We start from the raw sequence: 16,775 nt of genomic DNA, 5'->3' as shown, positions 1-16,775 counted from the left end.
CACAGTCATGATTCAGATGCGAACCAACCTCGAGGTCGCCGACAATTCGGGTGCCCGTCGAGTCCAGTGCATCAAGGTGCTGGGCGGCTCGCGCCGCAAGTATGCGAGCGTGGGCGACGTGATCGTGGTGTCGATCAAGGAAGCCATTCCGCGCGGCAAGGTGAAGAAGGGCGAGGTGCATCGCGCCGTCGTCGTCCGCACCTCGTTCGCCCTGCGCCGCCCCGACGGCAGCGCCATCCGTTTCGACCGCAACGCCGCCGTGCTCATCAGCAAGCAGGACGAGCCGATCGGCACTCGTATCTTCGGACCGGTGACGCGCGAGCTGCGCGCCAAGAAGTTCATGAAGATCATCTCGCTTGCGCCTGAGGTGCTCTAGCCATGGCAACGAAACTCAAGATCAAGAAGGGCGACCGGGTGAAGGTCATCACCGGTGGCAGCAAGGGCAAGGTGGGCGACGTCCTGAAGGTTCTCCCCAAGGAGAATCGCGTGGTCGTTTCCGGCGTGAACATGATGAAGCGCCACACCAAGCCCAGCCGCGCGGAAGCCGGCGGCATCATCGAACGCGAGGCCACGATCCACGTCTCCAACGTGGCCCTGCTGGATCCCAAATCGGACAAGCCGACGAAAGTCGGGTTCCGGTTCCTGGAAGACGGCCGCAAGGTGCGCGTTGCGCGCGCCTCCGGCGAGACCATCGACCGTTAGGAGAACGGGCCATGCCCGCGCGTCTGCAAGAACACTACACCAAGACCGTGCGTGAAGCGCTGATCAAGGAGTTCTCCTACCAGAACCCCTTCCAGGTGCCGAAGCTCGACAAGATCGTGATCAACATGGGCGTCGGCGAGGCGGTCAACGACCGCAAGGCCGTCGATGGCGCCGTGGCCGACCTTACGGCGATCACCGGCCAGAAGCCGGTCATCACCCGGTCGCGCAAGTCGATCGCGACCTTCAAGCTGCGCGAAGGCATGGCGATCGGCGCCAAGGTCACGCTGCGCCGCGACCGCATGTACGAGTTCATCGATCGCCTGATCACCATCGCCCTGCCGCGCGTCCGCGACTTCCGCGGGCTGAATGGCAAGTCGTTCGACGGCAATGGCAACTACGCCATGGGCCTGAAGGAGCAGATCGTGTTTCCCGAGATCGACTACGACAAGGTCGACCAGGTGCGCGGTATGGACATCATCATCTGCACGACTGCGAAGACGGACGCGGAAGCCAGGTCGCTTCTCCGCGCTTTCGACTTCCCGTTCGTGAACTGAGGCCGGAGACCCGCATGGCCAAGACGAGTTCCATTGAGAAGAACAACCGGCGCGCAAAGATGGCGAAGCAATTCGCCGGCAAGCGCGCCAAGCTGAAGGCGATGGCTGTCGACGACAAGTTGACGCCAGGAGAGCGCTTCGAGGCCCGGCTGAAGCTGGCCGAGCTGCCGCGCAACTCCTCGCCGACGCGCATCCGCAACCGGTGCGAGCTCACGGGCCGTCCGCGCGCGGTGTACCGCAAGTTCAAGCTGTCGCGCATTGCGCTGCGCCAGCTCGCGTCGCTGGGCGCTCTGCCCGGCGTCGTGAAGTCGAGCTGGTAACGGGGGACCGTAGACCATGGCGATGACAGATCCCGTCGGCGATTTGCTGACCCGCATCCGTAACGGCCAGTCGGCGCGCCTCGAAAGCGTGACGGCCCCGGCTTCGCGGCTGCGTTCGAGTGTTCTCGATGTGCTCCAGCGCGAGGGTTACATCCGCGGCTGGTACGAGGAAGAGCTTCGTGCCGGCGTGAAGGAACTCCGTATCGAGCTCAAGTATGACAACGGCCGTCCGGTCATCAAGGAGATCAAGCGCGTCTCCACCCCGGGCCGTCGCGTCTACTCCAAGATCCGCGAGCTGCCGCGCCACTTCAATGGCCTGGGCATCTCGATCCTGTCCACGCCGCGCGGCGTCATGTCCGACGCCGAGGCGCGTGCCGCCAATGTCGGCGGCGAAGTCATCTGCAAGGTATTCTGACCATGTCGCGCGTCGGCAAAAATCCGGTCGTCATCCCGGCCGGTGTCACCATCGAGCTCAAGGGCCAGCACCTCAAGGCCAAGGGCAAGCGGGGCGAACTGCAGCTCACCGTCCATGACGACGTCTCCGTCGCCAAGGAAGGCGAGTCGCTGGTCTTCAAGCCGCGTACTGAAAGCCGCCGCGCCCGCATGCAGTGGGGCACGGCGCGCAACCTGGCGAGCAACGTCGTCCGCGGCGTTTCCGACGGGTTCACGATCAACCTCGAGATCAACGGCGTCGGTTATCGCGCCGCGGCCGATGCCAAGATGCTGAAGATGCAGCTTGGCTTCAGCCACGATGTCGAGATCCCCATTCCCGCCGGCATCCAGATCAAGGCGCTCAAGCCGACCGAGATCGAGATTTCCGGAGCCGATCGTCAGCGCGTTGGCCAGATTGCGTCCGAGATTCGCAGCCTGCGCCCGCCCGAGCCGTACAAGGGCAAGGGCATCAAGTACTCGACGGAGACGATCCGGCGCAAGGAAGGCAAGAAGAAGTAGAGGCGAGAGAATCATGTCCGACCGCAATGCTCTTTTCGCCCGCCGCCAGCGGCGCACGCGCTACGCGCTGCGCCAGGCTGGTGGTGGCCGTCCTCGCCTCAGCGTTTTCCGCTCGGGCAAGCACATCTATGCCCAGGTCATCGACGACCGTAAGGGCGTGACCCTCGCCGCCGCCTCGTCGCTCGACAAGGACGTCCGGGGTTCGCTCAAGACCGGCGCCGACAAGGGCGCCGCCGCCGAAGTTGGCAAGCTCCTGGCCGCCCGCGCTGTCGCGGCCGGCGTCAAGGAAGTCATCTTCGACCGCGGTGGCTACACGTATCACGGCCGCGTCGCTGCGCTGGCCAATGCCGCCCGTGAGGGCGGTCTGTCGTTCTGATCGGGAGTTAGAATATGGCTCGTTCACCCGGTGGTTCCGGCCGTTCCCCGCGCGATCGCGATCGGGGCCATAGCCGCGACCGCGACGAGGAAAATGAACTGACCGACAAGCTGGTCACGATCAATCGCGTCGCGAAGGTCGTGAAGGGCGGTCGTCGCTTCGCCTTTGCCGCCATCGTCGTCGTCGGCGACCAGCGCGGTCGTGTCGGCCACGGCGCCGGCAAGGCCCGTGAGGTTCCCGAGGCGATCCGCAAGGCCACGGAAGCCGCCAAGCGCGGTCTGGTCCGTGTGCCGCTGCGCGACGGTCGCACGCTGCATCACGACGTCAAGGGTCGCTTCGGCGCCGGCAAGGTGACGCTGCGCGCGGCTCCGGCCGGTACCGGCATCATCGCCGGCGGCCCGATGCGCGCCGTCTTCGAGACGCTGGGCATCAAGGACATCGTTGCGAAGTCGGTCGGCACGTCCAACCCGCACAACATGATCAAGGCGACGTTCAAGGCGCTCGAGCAGCTCAACTCGCCGCGCATGGTCGCCACCCGCCGCGGCAAGAAGGTCGGTGACCTGCTCGGCCGTCGTGACGAGACCACCGCGGAAGCGGCGGCTTAAGGAACCCTGACCATGGCCAAGACCGTCAAGATCACTCAGACCGGCAGCCATATCGGCCGTACGGACGATCAGCGCGCGACGCTGATCGGCCTGGGACTGAACAAGCGCCACCGCACCCGCGAGCTCGTGGATACGCCCGAAGTGCGCGGCATGATCAACAAGGTGCGCCATCTCGTGCGCGTCGAAGAGGAAGCGCGCTAAGGCCCCAGGGCTGCGGCGCGGAGGTATAGGACCATGAGACTGAACCAGATCTCCGACAATCCGGGCGCCCGCAAGGGTCGCATGCGCGTCGGCCGTGGCATCGGCTCCGGCAAGGGCAAGACCGCGGGTCGCGGCGTCAAGGGCCAGAAGTCGCGTACTGGCGTCGCCATCAAGGGTTTCGAGGGCGGCCAGATGCCGCTCTACCGGCGCATCCCGAAGCGTGGCTTCCGTCCGCCGCACCAGAAGAGCTACCAGGTCATCAACCTGGGCACGCTGCAGAAGGCGATCGACGACAAGAAGCTCGACGCCGCCAAGGTGATCGACGCCGAGGCGATGCTGGCCGCGGGCCTGTTCAAGAATGCCGCGGACGGTGTCCGCCTCCTTGGCAAGGGCGAGATCAAGACCAAGATCGAAGTGAAGGTTGCGGGCGCCTCGGCGTCGGCGATCGCCGCGGTCGAGAAGGCCGGCGGCAAGGTCGAACTGCCGCCCCAGCCCGTGGCCGAAGCGGCCTGATCCGAACGGCGTCAACGGGGGCGTCGTTTCCCCCTTGTGTCGTTCACGCGTGAGGTTACATGGCATCCGCCGCCGAGCAACTTGCATCCAACCTGAACTGGGGTTCGATCGGTAGGGCGACCGAGCTGAAGAAGCGGCTGTGGTTCACTGTGGCCGCGCTCGTCGTCTTCCGCATCGGCGCCTATATCCCGGTCCCCGGTGTGGATCCGGCCGCCCTGGCCGAGATCTTCAAGCAGAATGCCGGTGGCATCGCAGGCTTGCTCGACGTGTTCTCCGGCGGCTCGATCGGCCGCATGTCGGTGCTGGCGCTCAGCATCATGCCGTACATCTCGGCCTCCATCATCATGCAGATCCTGACGACGGTCGTGCCGTCGCTCGAGGCGCTGAAGAAGGAAGGCGAGGCGGGCCGCAAGAAGATCAACCAGTACACCCGCTACGGCACGGTGATCCTGGCGGCCTTCCAAGCCTACGGCATCGCGGTCGGCCTGGAGAGCCAGGTGGCGGCAGCCGGTCCGGTCGTGATCGATCCGGGCGTGTTCTTCCGTTTCGTCACCATCGTCACCCTGATCGGCGGCACCCTGTTCCTGATGTGGCTGGGCGAGCAGATCACCGCGCGCGGCGTCGGCAACGGCGTCTCGTTGATCATCTTCGCCGGTATCGTCGCGGCCCTGCCGGACGCCCTGGTCCAGACCCTCGAACTCGGCCGCACTGGCGCCCTGTCGGCGCTGTTCATCATCGCGCTGGTCGTGGGCATCGTGTTGGTCGTGGCGGTCGTGGTCTTCGTCGAGACCGCGCAGCGACGGATCGTGGTCCAGTATCCCAAGCGCCAGGTCGGCAACCGCATGTATGGCGGCGAGGCCTCGCATCTGCCGCTCAAGATCAACACCGCCGGCGTCATCCCGCCGATCTTTGCTTCCTCGCTGCTGCTGTTCCCGGCGACCATCGCGTCGTTCCAGGGCAATGCCGGCGAGCCGGGTTGGCTACAGTGGATCTCGACCTATCTGGGCCACGGCCAGCCGCTCTACCTGGTGGCCTATATCGGCCTCATCGTGTTCTTCTGCTTCTTCTACACGACCGTTGTGTTCAATCCGACCGACACGGCCGACAATCTGAAGAAGAACGGCGGCTTCATTCCCGGCATCCGTCCCGGCAAGAACACGGCCGAGTACCTGGAGTACATCCTCAATCGCCTCACGGTGATCGGTGCGCTCTACCTCTCGGCGGTCTGTATCCTGCCCGAACTGCTGATCGCCCGCGGCGGCGTGCCCTTCTACTTCGGCGGCACCAGCCTCCTGATCGTGGTCTCGGTGACGCTCGACACGGTGACCCAGGTGCAGGCGCACCTGCTCGCCCACCAATATGAAGGCCTGATCAAGAAGGCCCGGCTGCGGGGCAAGAATCGATGAACGTCATCCTCCTTGGACCGCCGGGCGCCGGCAAGGGCACCCAGGCCCAGCGGCTGCAGCAGGAGCGGGGCCTGATCCAGCTCTCGACCGGCGACATGCTGCGCGCGGCCGTGGCGTCGGGCAGCGAGCTGGGCCAGAAGGCCAAGGGCATCATGGAGCGGGGCGAACTGGTTCCCGACGAGCTGATGGTCGGCCTGATCAAGGACCGGATCGCCCAGCCGGACTGCGCCAAGGGCTTCATCCTGGACGGTTTTCCGCGTACCGAGGCCCAGGCCAAGGCGCTGGACAAGATGCTGGCCGAATCGGCCAAGAAGCTCGACCGGGTGATCGAGATGGAAGTCGACGAAAAGGCGCTTACCGAGCGCGTCGTCGGCCGGTTTTCCTGCGCCAAGTGCGGCACGGGTTACCACGACAAGTTCAAGCGGCCGAAGGCCGACGGTGTCTGCGACGTCTGCGGGTCGAAGGAATTCACCCGCCGCAAGGACGATAATGCAGAGACCATGAAGACTCGCATGGCCGCCTACCGGGCTCAGACCGAGCCCTTGCTGCCCTACTACAGCGCCCGTGGGGTGCTGCGGAAGGTCGACGGGATGGCCGCGATGGACGAAGTTTACCGCCAGATCACGGGGGTCTTGGCGGGGACTTGACAAGGGTGAGTTCCATTGACTCGGGGGCGCGGGTACATATAATCGCGCGCTTTTCCGGGGCCAGCGGAACGTGTGACGGGCGCGCGCAAGCGCGCCATAAGTCTTTGAAGGAGTTGGGACTTTGGCTCGTATAGCCGGTGTGAACATTCCGACCGCCAAGCGTGTCGTGATCGGGCTGCAATACATCCACGGGATCGGCGCGGCGAAAGCCAAGGAGATCTGTGGAAAAGTTGGGATCGACGAGTCGCGTCGCGTGAACACGCTGAGCGACGACGAGGTCATCCGCATCCGCGAGACGATCGACCACGACTACACCGTCGAGGGCGATCTGCGCCGCGAGGTGGCGATGAACATCAAGCGATTGATGGACCTCGCCTGCTACCGTGGCCTGCGGCATCGCCGCGGCCTGCCGGTCCATGGCCAGCGCACGCATACCAATGCGCGCACCCGCAAGGGTCCGGCCAAGCCGATCGCCGGCAAGAAAAAAGTGACGAAGTAAGGGGATCTGGTCATGGCAAAAGCTGCTGCAGCCGCCACCGGCGCCGCGCGTCCCCGTCGCAAGGAACGCAAGAACATCATCGCGGGCGTCGCTCACGTGAACGCCTCGTTCAACAACACGATCGTCACGATCACCGACGCGCAGGGCAATGCGATTGCCTGGTCGTCGTCGGGCCAGCAGGGTTTCAAGGGTTCGCGCAAGTCGACCCCGTTCGCCGCGCAGATGGCCGCCGAAGGCGCCGGTCGCAAGGCGATGGAACACGGCATGCGCACGATCGAGATCCTCGTGCGCGGTCCGGGTTCGGGCCGCGAGTCGGCGCTGCGCGCGCTGCAGGCCGTCGGCCTCGCCGTGACGTCGATCCGCGACGTGACGCCGATCCCGCACAACGGCTGCCGTCCGCCGAAGCGTCGTCGCGTCTGATTTCGAGCAGAGGCGGCGCTCACCGCGCCGCCCGCTCTTAGAGAATGTGTGGCGAGTCCCGAGGGGCTCGCCTGAACCGGTCTAGAGGGGTAGCCCAAGTGCTTCAGAAGAACTGGCAGGACCTGATCAAGCCGGAGAAGCTTGTCACCGAAGCCGGCGTCGATCCCGGTCGCGTTGCGACCATCGTCGCCGAGCCGCTCGAGCGCGGTTTCGGTCTCACTCTCGGCAATGCGCTGCGTCGCGTCCTGTTGTCGTCGCTGCAGGGTGCCGCCGTCACGTCGATCAAGATCGACAACGTGCTGCATGAATTCTCGTCGATTCCCGGCGTCCGCGAGGACGTGGTCGACATCGTGCTGAACATCAAGGCGATGGCCGTGAAGATGCAGGGCGACCGCCCGCAGCGTCTGTACCTGCGCGCCGTCGGCCCTGGCGAAGTCACCGCCGGCATGATCGAGCTCCCGGGCGACGTCCAGATCATGGACCCGAAGCACCTGATCTGCACGCTCGACGACGGCGCCTCGATCTCGATGGAACTGATGGTCGCCACCGGCAAGGGCTACATCCCGGCCTCGGCGAACCGTCCGGAAGATGCGCCGATCGGCCTGATCCCGGTCGACTCGGTGTTCAGCCCGGTCAAGCGCGTCTCGTACAAGATCGAGAACAGCCGCGTCGGCCAGGTCACCGACTACGATCGCCTGTCGATGACGGTCGAGACCAACGGCACGACGATGCCGGCCGATGCCGTGGCGCTCGCCGCCCGCATCCTGCAGGACCAGCTGCAGCTCTTCATCAACTTCGAAGAGCCGCGCGAAGTCCGCAAGGAAGAGCAGCAGGACGACTTCCCGTTCAACCGCAACCTGCTGCGCAAGGTCGACGAGCTCGAGCTTTCGGTGCGTTCGGCCAACTGCCTGAAGAACGACAACATCATCTACATCGGCGATCTGGTTCAGAAGACCGAGGCGGAGATGCTGCGTACGCCGAACTTCGGCCGCAAGTCGCTGAACGAGATCAAGGAAGTGCTGGCCGGCATGGGCCTCCACCTGGGTATGGAAATCCCGGGCTGGCCGCCGGACAACATCGAGGAAATGGCCAAGCGGCTGGAAGAGCCGTACTAGGCCGGCAGAAGGAAATAAGTCATGCGTCACAATAATCGCGGCCGGAAATTCCACCGCACGGCTGAGCATCGCAAGGCGATGTTCATGAATCTCGCGGGTGCTCTCATCAAGCACGAGCAGATCACGACCACGCTGCACAAGGCGAAGGACCTGCGTCCGATCGTCGAGAAGCTGGTCACGCTCGGCAAGCGCGGCGGTCTGCACGCGCGTCGCCAGGCGATCGGCTTCCTGCGCGATGCCTACATCGCCGACAAGCTGTTCACCACGCTGGGCCCGCGCTACTCCAAGCGCAACGGTGGCTACCTGCGCGTCCTCAAGGCCGGCTACCGCTTCGGCGACGCCGCCGAGATGGCCGTGATCGAGTTCGTCGAGCGCGACACCTCGGCCAAGGGCCAGGACAGCGGTCCGTCGGCCGACAAGGCCGAGCAGCAGGAAGCGGCGTAAAGCCTCTTTCTCCGCATCCAAATCAGAAACGCCCGGTCGAAAGATCGGGCGTTTTCTTTTTGGACCGCGGGCCTCCAGGCCCGCTCATGACTCTGATGCGGGCCTGGAGGCCCGGTCCCCATGAGGACGCGCCGCTAGCGGAGAGCTAATCTCGCGCCATGACCTTCACCTTCCGCCTCGCTCTTCCTTCCGAGTCCGCCGACGCCGACCGCGTCCTGCGCGCGGCGTTCACGCCCTACATGCACAGGTTGGGGCGAGAGATTCCGGCCGACTACTACAAGTGGCTGCCGGCCTCGATCGAACGCGGCGACTTGTTCGTGGCCGAAGAGGGCGGTGCGATCGTCGGCGTCGCGGCGACAGAACGGCGGGAAGCGGGTCTCTACCTCGATCGGCTGGCCGTGGATCCGGCGAAGCAGGGCACAGGTCTTGGACGCTTCCTTCTCCAGAGGCTCGACGAGATCGCCCGTGCGCGCGGCGACCGTACCTTGTCGCTGATTACCGCCGAGATGATGGACCATCTCATCAAGCTCTACCGCAGCCACGGCATGGAGATCGTCCATCGCGGCCTGCCGGACCACGGCAGGGACGCGCACATGCGTGTCCATATGGTGAAGACGCTGTAATACGCTGCAACGATCGGTAACGCGCGGCAATGATTTGTGTTTTCCCTGCCGTGCGCGTTCGGTCGACGCTGAGCGCGTGCAGTCGGCTATCGTCCTGTTCGCGGTCTTCGCGGCCACCATGGCCAACGGCGCCGTCTTCGCAACGCTCGGCCTGTTCGGCCGCGAGATCGGCCTCGGCGAATTCGAGGTCGGCACGATCTTCGCCTCCTCCGGAGTGCTGTTCTTCCTGACCGCATCGTCCTGGGGCCGGCTGTCGGATCGCTTCGGCCGGGTGCCGGTCATGGCGGCGGGACTCACCGCGACCGCGCTGTCGCTCGCCCTGTTCGCAAGCATCTACGTGACGCGCTGGCCTTATGCTTTCCTTTGGCTGCTTGTCGCCCGCATCGTCTACGGCCTGTTCGCGGGTGGCCTCCAGCCGGCGGCGATCGCCTGGACGGTCGATGTGACGCCGCGCGAGCGACGGCAGGGCGGCATCGCCCTGGTCGGCGCGGCGGTGAGCGTCGGCAGCGTGCTGGGGCCGGCCTTCGTGGCGCTTCTGGTGGGCCTGGGCTTCGCCTGGCCGGTGGGCTTTGCCGCGCTGCTGGTCGTGTTGGCCGCCCTGGCGATGGCCGGCGTGGGCGAGGGCGTCCGGCCTGTCGCAACGGCGCAGGTCGAGGCCGCACCGGTCGAGGGTCTTGCGGGATATGCGCTGCTCGCCTTCGTGATGGTCCTGGGCTTCGGCGCGCTGCAGCCGACGATGGCTTTTTACGTTCAGGACCGCTTCGGGCTCGAGACCGCCGCCGCGATCCGCACGACGGGCTTCGCCTCCGCGGCCTTTGCCGCCGGGGCATTCGTGATGCAGGCCTTCGGCGTGCGGGCTCTCGCGCTGGCCACGAAGGACCTGATGGCGCTGGGCTTCGTCACTTGCCTGGCCGGCGTCGCGGGATCCCTGGTGACGCGGAGCCCGGAGGTGCTGATCGCGGCCTTTGCGGTCCTCGGCATCGGCTACGGGATGGCGCAGGCGGGCCTGATGACCGAAGCCGCGCGGCTGGGCGGCGAGCACCGGCAGGGGCTGGTCGCGGGCCGGCTACATTCGGCCATGGCAGCGGGATGGATCGCCGGGGCGTTGGGCAGCACCGCCCTCTATGGCCTGTCGACCCGCGCGCCGCTGCTGATCGCGGGCGGCGCGCTGGCCTTGTGTGCGCTTAAAACTGTTCTTCCGAGAGCACGAACACCGTCCGCCCCGCCGCCTTGAGCGGGCCGAGCTGGGCCAGGGCCGGCGGCAGGATCACCTCGGCGTAGAAGCGCGCGGTCACCAGCTTGGCCTCGAGGAAGGCCGGATCGCCATCGCGTGAGCCGAGCTTCGTCTGGGCCACCAGGGCACTGCGGGCGAGCAACCAGCCGCCCAGTGCCGTGCCGGCCAGCCGCAGGAAGGGCACCGAGCCCGCCAGCGCGTTGACCAGCTCGGCCTTGACCGACTGGGCCACCCATTTCGTGGCATCTTCCAGTGCATCGGCGGCGGCCACCAGGCCGTTGCGGATCGCTTCGAGATCGTCGCCCGGCGCGGCCTTCATCTCCTCGGCCGTGGCGCGCATTTCGGCGACCAGCGCCAGCATGGTCTCGCCGCCGTCCTTGGCCACCTTGCGGCCAACCAGGTCGCGCGCCTGGATGCCGTTGGTGCCCTCGTAGATCGGCAGGATGCGGGCGTCGCGCAGGTGCTGGGCGGCGCCGGTCTCCTCGATGAAGCCCATGCCGCCGTGGATCTGCACGCCGGTCGAGGCGATCTCGTTGCCGAGGTCGGTGAACCAGGCTTTCACGATCGGGATCAGCAGGTCGACGCGATCCTGGATCTTGCGGCCGGCTTCCTTGTCGGGCTGCTTCAGCGCGCCGTCGATGCCGGCGGCGGTGTAGTAGCCCAGCGCGCGCATCGCCTCGATCTGGGAACGCATGCTCATCAGCATGCGGCGCACGTCGGCATGATGGACGATCGCCACCGACGCGGGCTTGGGGCTGCCGTCATCCTTCGACTGCACGCGGGTGCGCGCGAAGGCGGCGGCCTGCTGGTAGGCGCGCTCGGCGATCGCGAGACCCTGGATGCCGACCGAGAGGCGGGCATTGTTCATCATGGTGAACATGTAGGAGAGGCCGCGGCCTTCCTCGCCGACGAGGTAGCCGACCGCGCCGCCATCGTCCCCGAACGACATCACGCAGGTCGGGCTCGCATGGATGCCGAGCTTGTGCTCGAGCGACACGCAGCGCAGGTCGTTGCGCTTGCCCGGCGTGCCGTCCTCGTTGGGCAAATATTTCGGAACGATGAACAGCGAGATGCCGCGCACGCCGGCCGGCGCGTCGGGCGTGCGCGCCAGCACGAGGTGCACGATGTTCTCGGCCATATCGTGCTCGCCGTAGGTGATGAAGATCTTCTGGCCGGTGACGAGATAGTGGTCGCCGTCCTTCACCGCGCGGCTCTTGAGCTGGCCGAGGTCAGAGCCGGCCTGTGGCTCCGTGAGGTTCATCGTGCCGGTCCATTCGCCGGAGATCATCTTGGGCAGGTAGGCGGCCTTCTGCGCCGCCGAGCCGTGATGATGGATGGCGTCGATCGCGCCCTGGTTCAGCAGCAGCACCAGGCCGAAGCCCATATTAGCGGCCTGCCACATCTCCTGCACCGTGGTCGCCAGCAGCCACGGCATGCCCTGGCCGCCGAATTCCGGATCGAAGGGGAGCGAGTTCCAGCCGCCCTCGACGAATTCCTTGTAGATCGCGGCAAAGCCGGGAGCGGTGCGCACCACGCCGTTCTCCAGCTGGGCGCCGACCTTGTCGCCCTCGCGGTTGAGCGGGGCCAGGCCATTGCCGGCCAGTTTGGCGGCTTCCTCGAGCACGGCGTCGATCGTGTCGTCCGTCGCATGCTCGTAACCCGGCAGGGCGGCGACGCCGGCGAGGCCGGCCACTTCGCGCAGCGCGAAACGCATGTCGGCCAGCGGGGCAGTGTAAGTCATGTGATTTCCTCCGGTCCGCAATATGCCGCGCTCGGTCGCTTTTGGCGACCGGCTCGGCTATTTTGGAGCCATCATGACAAACACAGTTCTGCTCGCCATCGACGGCCCCGTGGCCACCATCACCCTGAACGATCCCGCCAAGCACAATCGGCTCAATCCCGAGGGACTGAAGCTGCTGCGCGAGGCGGTCGAGACGGCCGACGCCAATCCCGCCGTGCGTGCGACGGTGATCACTGGCACGGGCGAGAAGACCTTCTGCTCGGGCTACGATCTCGGTTCGATCCCGGCGACCGAGCGCCGCGAGGAGAGCGACGAGAACAGCTTCGAGAAGGTCATGGACAAGATCGAGGCGATGCGGATGCCGACCCTGTGCGCGCTGAACGGCAGCGTCTATGGCGGCGCCACCGATCTGGCGCTGGCCTGCGACTTCCGTCTCGGCGTGAAGGGCATGCGGTTCTTCATGCCGGCCGCGCGGTTCGGGCTGCATTATTACGCGAGCGGCCTGCGCCGCTATACACAGAAGGTGAGTCCGAGCTTCGCCAAGCGCGCTTTCCTGCTGTCCGAGGATTTCAACGACACTGAATTGCTGGCCGTCGGCTATCTCGACTGGCTGGTCGAGCGGTCCGAGTTCAAGGACAAGGTGACGGAGAAGGCGGCGCGTCTCGCCGGCCTGGCGCCGCTGTCGCTCTCGGGCATGAAGAACGCCATCAACCAGTTCGCCCAGGCGAGCCCCGACCTGCCGGCGATCCGCGCGGGCGCCCGCGTCTGTGCGACGTCCGACGACCTCAAAGAAGGGCTGGCGGCGCTGGGCGAGCGTCGCACGCCGGCCTTCAAGGGGCGCTGAATGGCCGGCATCGGTGGTGATACCGGTGCCATAAAGTTTGCCAAATCTTCGCGCATGGATTGGGCAACATCCGACCCGTGCCGAAACCCCATCGGCAGTGTAACTTGCAGACCGGCGGCAAATCGATATATGGCCGCACTACCGAAGACATCATGCAACGCCGCCTAGCCGCCATCGTCCATGCCGACCTCGCCGGGTTCACCCGGATGATGGAAGGTGCCGAGACGCGCACGTTCCGTCATCTCAAGTCGGCGCAGATCGAGGTCTGGCGTCCGGCGATCGATTCCGGCCGCGGCCGGCTGGTCGGCACCGCGGGCGACGCCATGCTGGCCGAGTTCGGCTCGGCCGTGTCGGCGGTCGCCGCCGCGATCGACATTCAGGAACGGATGGCCCGCTTCAACGAGGCCCTGAGCGAGGAGCAGCGCATGCTGTTCCGCATCGGCGTGCATCTCGGCGAAGTCATCATCGACGACGAGGACCAGAACATCTTCGGCGACGGCGTGAACCTCGCTGCGCGCATCCAGACCCTGGCGGAGCCGGGCGGCATCGCCGTGTCGCGCGCGGTGCGTGACCTGGTCGAGCTGCGCGTTGAATACGTCTTCCACGACGGCGGCGAGCATCAGCTGAAGAACGTGAGCCGCGCCGTGCAGGTGTTCCACGTGCGGCAGGCCAAGCTGCTGGCGCCGGGCACGACGACGCGCATGGTGCCGCAGATCACGCTGCGCTTCGAGGGACCGGATTCGGCGGGACGGAAGCACACGTTCGAAGTGTCGTTTGAGAAGCTGGTCGGGCAGTCGGGCGGCATGTTCATCGGTCGCGCCGCCGATCAGTGCGAACTCGTGGTGCCGCATCCGACAGTGTCGCGGCGGCATGCGAAGCTCAGCGTCGCGGGCGAGGCACTGCAGGTCGAGGACCTCGGCTCGACCAACGGTTCGGCGGTCAACGGCACGGTCCTCAAGGCCGGCGCGCCGGTGGCCCTGCAGGCGGGATCGAAGCTGCGGCTCGGCGACGTCGAGCTGATCGTTCATCATACATAGCGGCGTGCAACGCCCATGAACGATCCCACGACAATCGCCGGCGCCACTCCGCCCGAGGTCGACTATGTCTCGCTGAAGGCCGGCCAGACGATCGGCCGCTACGAGATCGTATCGGTGCTGGGACAAGGCGGCTTCGGCATCACCTATCGCGCCCGCGACATCCAGCTCGGCCGCGAAGTGGCGATCAAGGAGTATCTGCCTTCGGCCCTGGCCGTGCGCCAGGACGGTTCGACCGTGCTGCCGCGCACCACCAAGATGGCCGACGATTTCGGCTGGGGTCGCGACCGCTTCGTCACCGAGGGCCGGACGCTGGCCAGCCTCCATCGCGTGCCGGCCATCGTGCAGGTCTTCGACTTCCTCGAAGCCAACGGCACGGCCTACATCGTGATGGAGCTGCTGAGCGGCGCCACGCTCGAGGATCGCATCAACACCGGCGGCAGGCTGAAGCCCGAGGAAGTCGACCGCATCCTGTGGCCGCTGCTCGACGGGCTGGAGCAGGTCCACGCGGCGGGCTTCCTGCATCGCGACATCAAGCCGGCCAATATCCTGCTCGACGCCACGGGCAATCCGACCCTGATCGATTTCGGCGCATCGCGCGCGGCCATGGTCGGCCGCACGGCGGCGATGACGGCGATCTTCACGCCGGGCTATGCCGCGGCCGAACAGATGACGTCGGCCAAGCAGGGGCCGTGGACCGATATCTACGGCCTCGCGGCCACGATCTATCACGCGGTCGCCGGCAAGGCGCCGCCCAACGCGTTCGACCGCATGCTGGACGACGGCTACGAGCCGCTCGGCAAGATGGCGCCGGCGGGCTTCTCACCGGGCATCCTCGCGGGTGTCGATGCGGGCCTCACCGTCGCCGCGCGCGACCGGCCGCAATCGATTGCGGGTTGGCGCCCGATCCTCGGCATGACTGCGGCGCCCGAACCCGGCGCCACGATGGTCATGGGCAAGAGCGAGGAGGCGCCGGCCGGCCGCGTCTCCGTGCTGGGGCCCGCGACCACGGCGCCGTCGCTGTCTTCGCCGCCGCCCGCGCCGAAGAGCAAGACGGGATTGTGGATCGGCATTGCCGCGCTCGTGCTGCTGGCGATCGGCGGCGGTGGTTACTACGCGATGGCCACGCGCGGTCCGGATCCGGAGATGCTGAAGGCGCGCGCCGCGACGGAAGCGGCGGAGGAAGCCCGGCGCAAGGCCGCCGAGGAAGCCGACAAGCTGCGTGCCGAGAAGGCCGAACAGGAAGCCAAGGCGAAGGCCGAGCAGGACGCGAAGGCCAAGGCCGACCTCGAGGCGAAGCAAAAGGCCGAGGCCGATGCCGCGCGGCGCCAGTTCGAGGACGATACGCGCCGCAAGGTCGAGGCCGAGATCGCGGAGAAGAAGCGCGCCGACGAGGAAGCGCAGCGCAAGGCCACCGAGGAAGCCGCCGCGCGCCAGAAGGCGATCGAGGATGCACGCAAAGCGACCGAGAACGTCGCCGGCAACTTCGATCATTTCGGCAAGACGCTGATGCTGATCGGCTTGAAAGACCGCAATGGCGAGATCAGGCTGCAGGGCGTGGACAGTGTCGACGATCCCGCGCTGCACAAGCTCGCCGCCGATTCGCTGGCCGCGCAGCCGCGCAACCTGCGCTGCCGTCAGACCGATCGCCTGACCGACGGCACGCCGCTCTATCGTTGCCTGATCACCAAGCGTACCGCCAAGGATCCGCTGGCGGACATCCCCGATTCGGACCGCGACGATCTCGCATTGGTTCTGGTCCGGACTGGCCTGCTGCTGGCCTCGTGCGACGCGCCGCGCTCCTATGCCGACGCCGAGGATGATGCCCGTGGCAGCAAACAATACCTTTGGGGTAGAGTGACCGTCCCAGATTACAAACGGAGATGCGCCAAATGACTGCATTGACTGCTGACTCGGCTTTCTTCTCTGGCAGGAAGATCGCGCTGCGTATCGTGGGCGTGATCGCGGCGCTCGGCCTTGTCGCGGCCTGCACGGACGATCGCGGTCAGCCGACCAACCAGACGACCGGCACCGTCGTGGGCGCAGGCCTGGGCGGTCTCGTGGGCGGCCTGGCTTTCGGGTCGGTCGGTGGTGTCGTCGGCGGTGCGCTGATCGGCGGACTGGCCGGCAATCTCGTGGGCCGTGCGCTCGACGATCAGGAGCGCCGTCGCCTGGCCGAAGCCACGCAGAACGCCTTCGTCGCCCAGAACAACGTCGCGACCACCTACACGGTCGAGCCGACCAAGACTTCCTCGTCGTCCTCGACGACCGCGCCGCCGACCGTTGTCAGCGCCAAGCCGGTCGGTGCGGCCAGCAGCCGTGCCGACGGCAGCACCTGCCGCCCGATCGAACTGACGGCGACCAAGAACGGTCAGACCACGACCGAGACCACGACCTTCTGCAAGGCGGCGGGCTCGCAGGAACTGAAGCCCGTCTCCGTCTGATCGGCTGACACTTTCGAGAACGAACGGCCGGCGGTCCCTGATCGCCGGCCGTTTTCGTTGCAGTGGGACTGGTCCGGGCGACACAACTCCGTCATTTTCCTG

23 protein-coding genes are annotated in these 16,775 nt (G+C 66.4%); 22 read left to right on the top strand and 1 reads right to left on the bottom strand.

Features of this window, described 5'->3' with window-relative positions:
* Positions 1 to 7: 7 nt before the first annotated feature.
* From rplN to AC1RP5_RS22920, 18 genes are all read left to right on the top strand, one after another.
* A complete protein-coding gene (gene rplN / locus AC1RP5_RS23005; protein WP_068188012.1) occupies positions 8 to 376 on the top strand; it encodes a 50S ribosomal protein L14 in 369 nt (122 codons plus the stop codon).
* A 2-nt stretch (positions 377 to 378) separates the two neighbouring features.
* On the top strand, positions 379 to 702 hold the full coding sequence (rplX, locus tag AC1RP5_RS23000; protein ID WP_493114595.1) for a 50S ribosomal protein L24: 324 nt from the start codon (positions 379 to 381) through the stop codon (positions 700 to 702).
* 11 nt (positions 703 to 713) lie between these two features.
* Positions 714 to 1,256, top strand: a complete 543-nt coding sequence (rplE, locus tag AC1RP5_RS22995) for a 50S ribosomal protein L5 (RefSeq protein WP_493114594.1) — start codon at positions 714 to 716, stop codon at positions 1,254 to 1,256.
* Positions 1,257 to 1,270: 14 nt separating this feature from the next.
* Positions 1,271 to 1,576 carry a 30S ribosomal protein S14 gene (gene rpsN / locus AC1RP5_RS22990; protein WP_493114592.1) on the top strand — a complete coding sequence of 102 codons (306 nt, stop codon included), beginning with the start codon at positions 1,271 to 1,273 and terminating at the stop codon, positions 1,574 to 1,576.
* Positions 1,577 to 1,592: 16 nt separating this feature from the next.
* Positions 1,593 to 1,991 (top strand): 30S ribosomal protein S8, encoded by a 399-nt coding sequence (gene rpsH / locus AC1RP5_RS22985; protein ID WP_493114590.1) that lies wholly within the window; start codon positions 1,593 to 1,595, stop codon positions 1,989 to 1,991.
* 2 nt (positions 1,992 to 1,993) lie between these two features.
* A complete protein-coding gene (rplF, locus tag AC1RP5_RS22980) occupies positions 1,994 to 2,527 on the top strand; it encodes a 50S ribosomal protein L6 (RefSeq protein WP_493114589.1) in 534 nt (177 codons plus the stop codon).
* 13 nt (positions 2,528 to 2,540) lie between these two features.
* Positions 2,541 to 2,903 (top strand): 50S ribosomal protein L18, encoded by a 363-nt coding sequence (gene rplR, locus AC1RP5_RS22975; protein ID WP_493114587.1) that lies wholly within the window; start codon positions 2,541 to 2,543, stop codon positions 2,901 to 2,903.
* Between the two features lie 14 nt (positions 2,904 to 2,917).
* Positions 2,918 to 3,508, top strand: coding sequence for a 30S ribosomal protein S5 (rpsE, locus tag AC1RP5_RS22970; protein ID WP_493114585.1), 591 nt, complete (start codon positions 2,918 to 2,920; stop codon positions 3,506 to 3,508).
* Between the two features lie 12 nt (positions 3,509 to 3,520).
* Positions 3,521 to 3,709, top strand: a complete 189-nt coding sequence (gene rpmD, locus AC1RP5_RS22965) for a 50S ribosomal protein L30 (protein ID WP_068188024.1) — start codon at positions 3,521 to 3,523, stop codon at positions 3,707 to 3,709.
* Positions 3,710 to 3,742: 33 nt separating this feature from the next.
* Positions 3,743 to 4,222, top strand: coding sequence for a 50S ribosomal protein L15 (gene rplO / locus AC1RP5_RS22960; protein ID WP_493114583.1), 480 nt, complete (start codon positions 3,743 to 3,745; stop codon positions 4,220 to 4,222).
* Positions 4,223 to 4,281: 59 nt separating this feature from the next.
* Positions 4,282 to 5,628 carry a preprotein translocase subunit SecY gene (secY, locus tag AC1RP5_RS22955; RefSeq protein ID WP_493114582.1) on the top strand — a complete coding sequence of 449 codons (1,347 nt, stop codon included), beginning with the start codon at positions 4,282 to 4,284 and terminating at the stop codon, positions 5,626 to 5,628.
* On the top strand, positions 5,625 to 6,275 hold the full coding sequence (locus tag AC1RP5_RS22950) for an adenylate kinase (protein WP_493114581.1): 651 nt from the start codon (positions 5,625 to 5,627) through the stop codon (positions 6,273 to 6,275). Before secY ends, AC1RP5_RS22950 begins: the two co-directional genes overlap by 4 nt.
* Before the next feature lie 121 nt (positions 6,276 to 6,396).
* Entirely contained in the window at positions 6,397 to 6,774 is a 378-nt protein-coding gene (gene rpsM, locus AC1RP5_RS22945) for a 30S ribosomal protein S13 (protein ID WP_493114580.1), read from the top strand.
* A gap of 12 nt (positions 6,775 to 6,786) precedes the next feature.
* Entirely contained in the window at positions 6,787 to 7,194 is a 408-nt protein-coding gene (gene rpsK, locus AC1RP5_RS22940; RefSeq protein WP_428664929.1) for a 30S ribosomal protein S11, read from the top strand.
* Positions 7,195 to 7,238: 44 nt separating this feature from the next.
* Complete coding sequence (locus AC1RP5_RS22935) at positions 7,239 to 8,309, top strand: DNA-directed RNA polymerase subunit alpha (RefSeq protein WP_493114578.1); 1,071 nt, start codon at positions 7,239 to 7,241, stop codon at positions 8,307 to 8,309.
* Between the two features lie 21 nt (positions 8,310 to 8,330).
* On the top strand, positions 8,331 to 8,753 hold the full coding sequence (rplQ, locus tag AC1RP5_RS22930) for a 50S ribosomal protein L17 (RefSeq protein ID WP_493114577.1): 423 nt from the start codon (positions 8,331 to 8,333) through the stop codon (positions 8,751 to 8,753).
* Positions 8,754 to 8,911: 158 nt separating this feature from the next.
* Entirely contained in the window at positions 8,912 to 9,376 is a 465-nt protein-coding gene (locus AC1RP5_RS22925; RefSeq protein WP_493114575.1) for a GNAT family N-acetyltransferase, read from the top strand.
* A 76-nt stretch (positions 9,377 to 9,452) separates the two neighbouring features.
* A complete protein-coding gene (locus AC1RP5_RS22920) occupies positions 9,453 to 10,610 on the top strand; it encodes an MFS transporter (protein ID WP_493114573.1) in 1,158 nt (385 codons plus the stop codon).
* On the opposite strand, the gene AC1RP5_RS22915 is transcribed toward AC1RP5_RS22920, so the two are convergent.
* Complete coding sequence (locus AC1RP5_RS22915; protein WP_493114571.1) at positions 10,561 to 12,351, bottom strand: acyl-CoA dehydrogenase; 1,791 nt, start codon at positions 12,349 to 12,351, stop codon at positions 10,561 to 10,563. The genes AC1RP5_RS22920 and AC1RP5_RS22915 overlap by 50 nt on opposite strands.
* Before the next feature lie 73 nt (positions 12,352 to 12,424).
* Here AC1RP5_RS22915 and AC1RP5_RS22910 point away from each other — a divergent pair, with 73 nt between their 5' ends.
* The 4 genes from AC1RP5_RS22910 to AC1RP5_RS22895 all read left to right on the top strand — a co-directional run bounded on the left by AC1RP5_RS22910 (position 12,425) and on the right by AC1RP5_RS22895 (position 16,673).
* Positions 12,425 to 13,195, top strand: coding sequence for an enoyl-CoA hydratase/isomerase family protein (locus tag AC1RP5_RS22910; RefSeq protein ID WP_493114570.1), 771 nt, complete (start codon positions 12,425 to 12,427; stop codon positions 13,193 to 13,195).
* Positions 13,196 to 13,347: 152 nt separating this feature from the next.
* Positions 13,348 to 14,232, top strand: a complete 885-nt coding sequence (locus AC1RP5_RS22905; protein WP_493114568.1) for an adenylate/guanylate cyclase domain-containing protein — start codon at positions 13,348 to 13,350, stop codon at positions 14,230 to 14,232.
* Positions 14,233 to 14,247: 15 nt separating this feature from the next.
* On the top strand, positions 14,248 to 16,125 hold the full coding sequence (locus tag AC1RP5_RS22900) for a serine/threonine protein kinase (protein WP_493114567.1): 1,878 nt from the start codon (positions 14,248 to 14,250) through the stop codon (positions 16,123 to 16,125).
* Complete coding sequence (locus AC1RP5_RS22895; RefSeq protein WP_493114565.1) at positions 16,122 to 16,673, top strand: YMGG-like glycine zipper-containing protein; 552 nt, start codon at positions 16,122 to 16,124, stop codon at positions 16,671 to 16,673. Before AC1RP5_RS22900 ends, AC1RP5_RS22895 begins: the two co-directional genes overlap by 4 nt.
* Positions 16,674 to 16,775: the final 102 nt, after the last annotated feature.

The organism is Reyranella sp. GW821-FHT12G01 (assembly GCF_058806575.1).
Note: the sequence above shows the minus strand (reverse complement) of the source record. Positions and strands in the feature narration are given on the sequence as shown.

Coding starts and splice junctions, on each gene's coding strand:
- rplN (WP_068188012.1), top strand. CDS start 8: ATGATTCAGATGCGAACCAACCTCGAGGTCGCCGACAATTCGGGTGCC.
- rplX (WP_493114595.1), top strand. CDS start 379: ATGGCAACGAAACTCAAGATCAAGAAGGGCGACCGGGTGAAGGTCATC.
- rplE (WP_493114594.1), top strand. CDS start 714: ATGCCCGCGCGTCTGCAAGAACACTACACCAAGACCGTGCGTGAAGCG.
- rpsN (WP_493114592.1), top strand. CDS start 1,271: ATGGCCAAGACGAGTTCCATTGAGAAGAACAACCGGCGCGCAAAGATG.
- rpsH (WP_493114590.1), top strand. CDS start 1,593: ATGGCGATGACAGATCCCGTCGGCGATTTGCTGACCCGCATCCGTAAC.
- rplF (WP_493114589.1), top strand. CDS start 1,994: ATGTCGCGCGTCGGCAAAAATCCGGTCGTCATCCCGGCCGGTGTCACC.
- rplR (WP_493114587.1), top strand. CDS start 2,541: ATGTCCGACCGCAATGCTCTTTTCGCCCGCCGCCAGCGGCGCACGCGC.
- rpsE (WP_493114585.1), top strand. CDS start 2,918: ATGGCTCGTTCACCCGGTGGTTCCGGCCGTTCCCCGCGCGATCGCGAT.
- rpmD (WP_068188024.1), top strand. CDS start 3,521: ATGGCCAAGACCGTCAAGATCACTCAGACCGGCAGCCATATCGGCCGT.
- rplO (WP_493114583.1), top strand. CDS start 3,743: ATGAGACTGAACCAGATCTCCGACAATCCGGGCGCCCGCAAGGGTCGC.
- secY (WP_493114582.1), top strand. CDS start 4,282: ATGGCATCCGCCGCCGAGCAACTTGCATCCAACCTGAACTGGGGTTCG.
- AC1RP5_RS22950 (WP_493114581.1), top strand. CDS start 5,625: ATGAACGTCATCCTCCTTGGACCGCCGGGCGCCGGCAAGGGCACCCAG.
- rpsK (WP_428664929.1), top strand. CDS start 6,787: ATGGCAAAAGCTGCTGCAGCCGCCACCGGCGCCGCGCGTCCCCGTCGC.
- AC1RP5_RS22935 (WP_493114578.1), top strand. CDS start 7,239: ATGTGTGGCGAGTCCCGAGGGGCTCGCCTGAACCGGTCTAGAGGGGTA.
- rplQ (WP_493114577.1), top strand. CDS start 8,331: ATGCGTCACAATAATCGCGGCCGGAAATTCCACCGCACGGCTGAGCAT.
- AC1RP5_RS22925 (WP_493114575.1), top strand. CDS start 8,912: ATGACCTTCACCTTCCGCCTCGCTCTTCCTTCCGAGTCCGCCGACGCC.
- AC1RP5_RS22915 (WP_493114571.1), bottom strand. CDS start 12,351: ATGACTTACACTGCCCCGCTGGCCGACATGCGTTTCGCGCTGCGCGAA.
- AC1RP5_RS22910 (WP_493114570.1), top strand. CDS start 12,425: ATGACAAACACAGTTCTGCTCGCCATCGACGGCCCCGTGGCCACCATC.
- AC1RP5_RS22905 (WP_493114568.1), top strand. CDS start 13,348: ATGCAACGCCGCCTAGCCGCCATCGTCCATGCCGACCTCGCCGGGTTC.
- AC1RP5_RS22900 (WP_493114567.1), top strand. CDS start 14,248: ATGAACGATCCCACGACAATCGCCGGCGCCACTCCGCCCGAGGTCGAC.
- AC1RP5_RS22895 (WP_493114565.1), top strand. CDS start 16,122: ATGACTGCATTGACTGCTGACTCGGCTTTCTTCTCTGGCAGGAAGATC.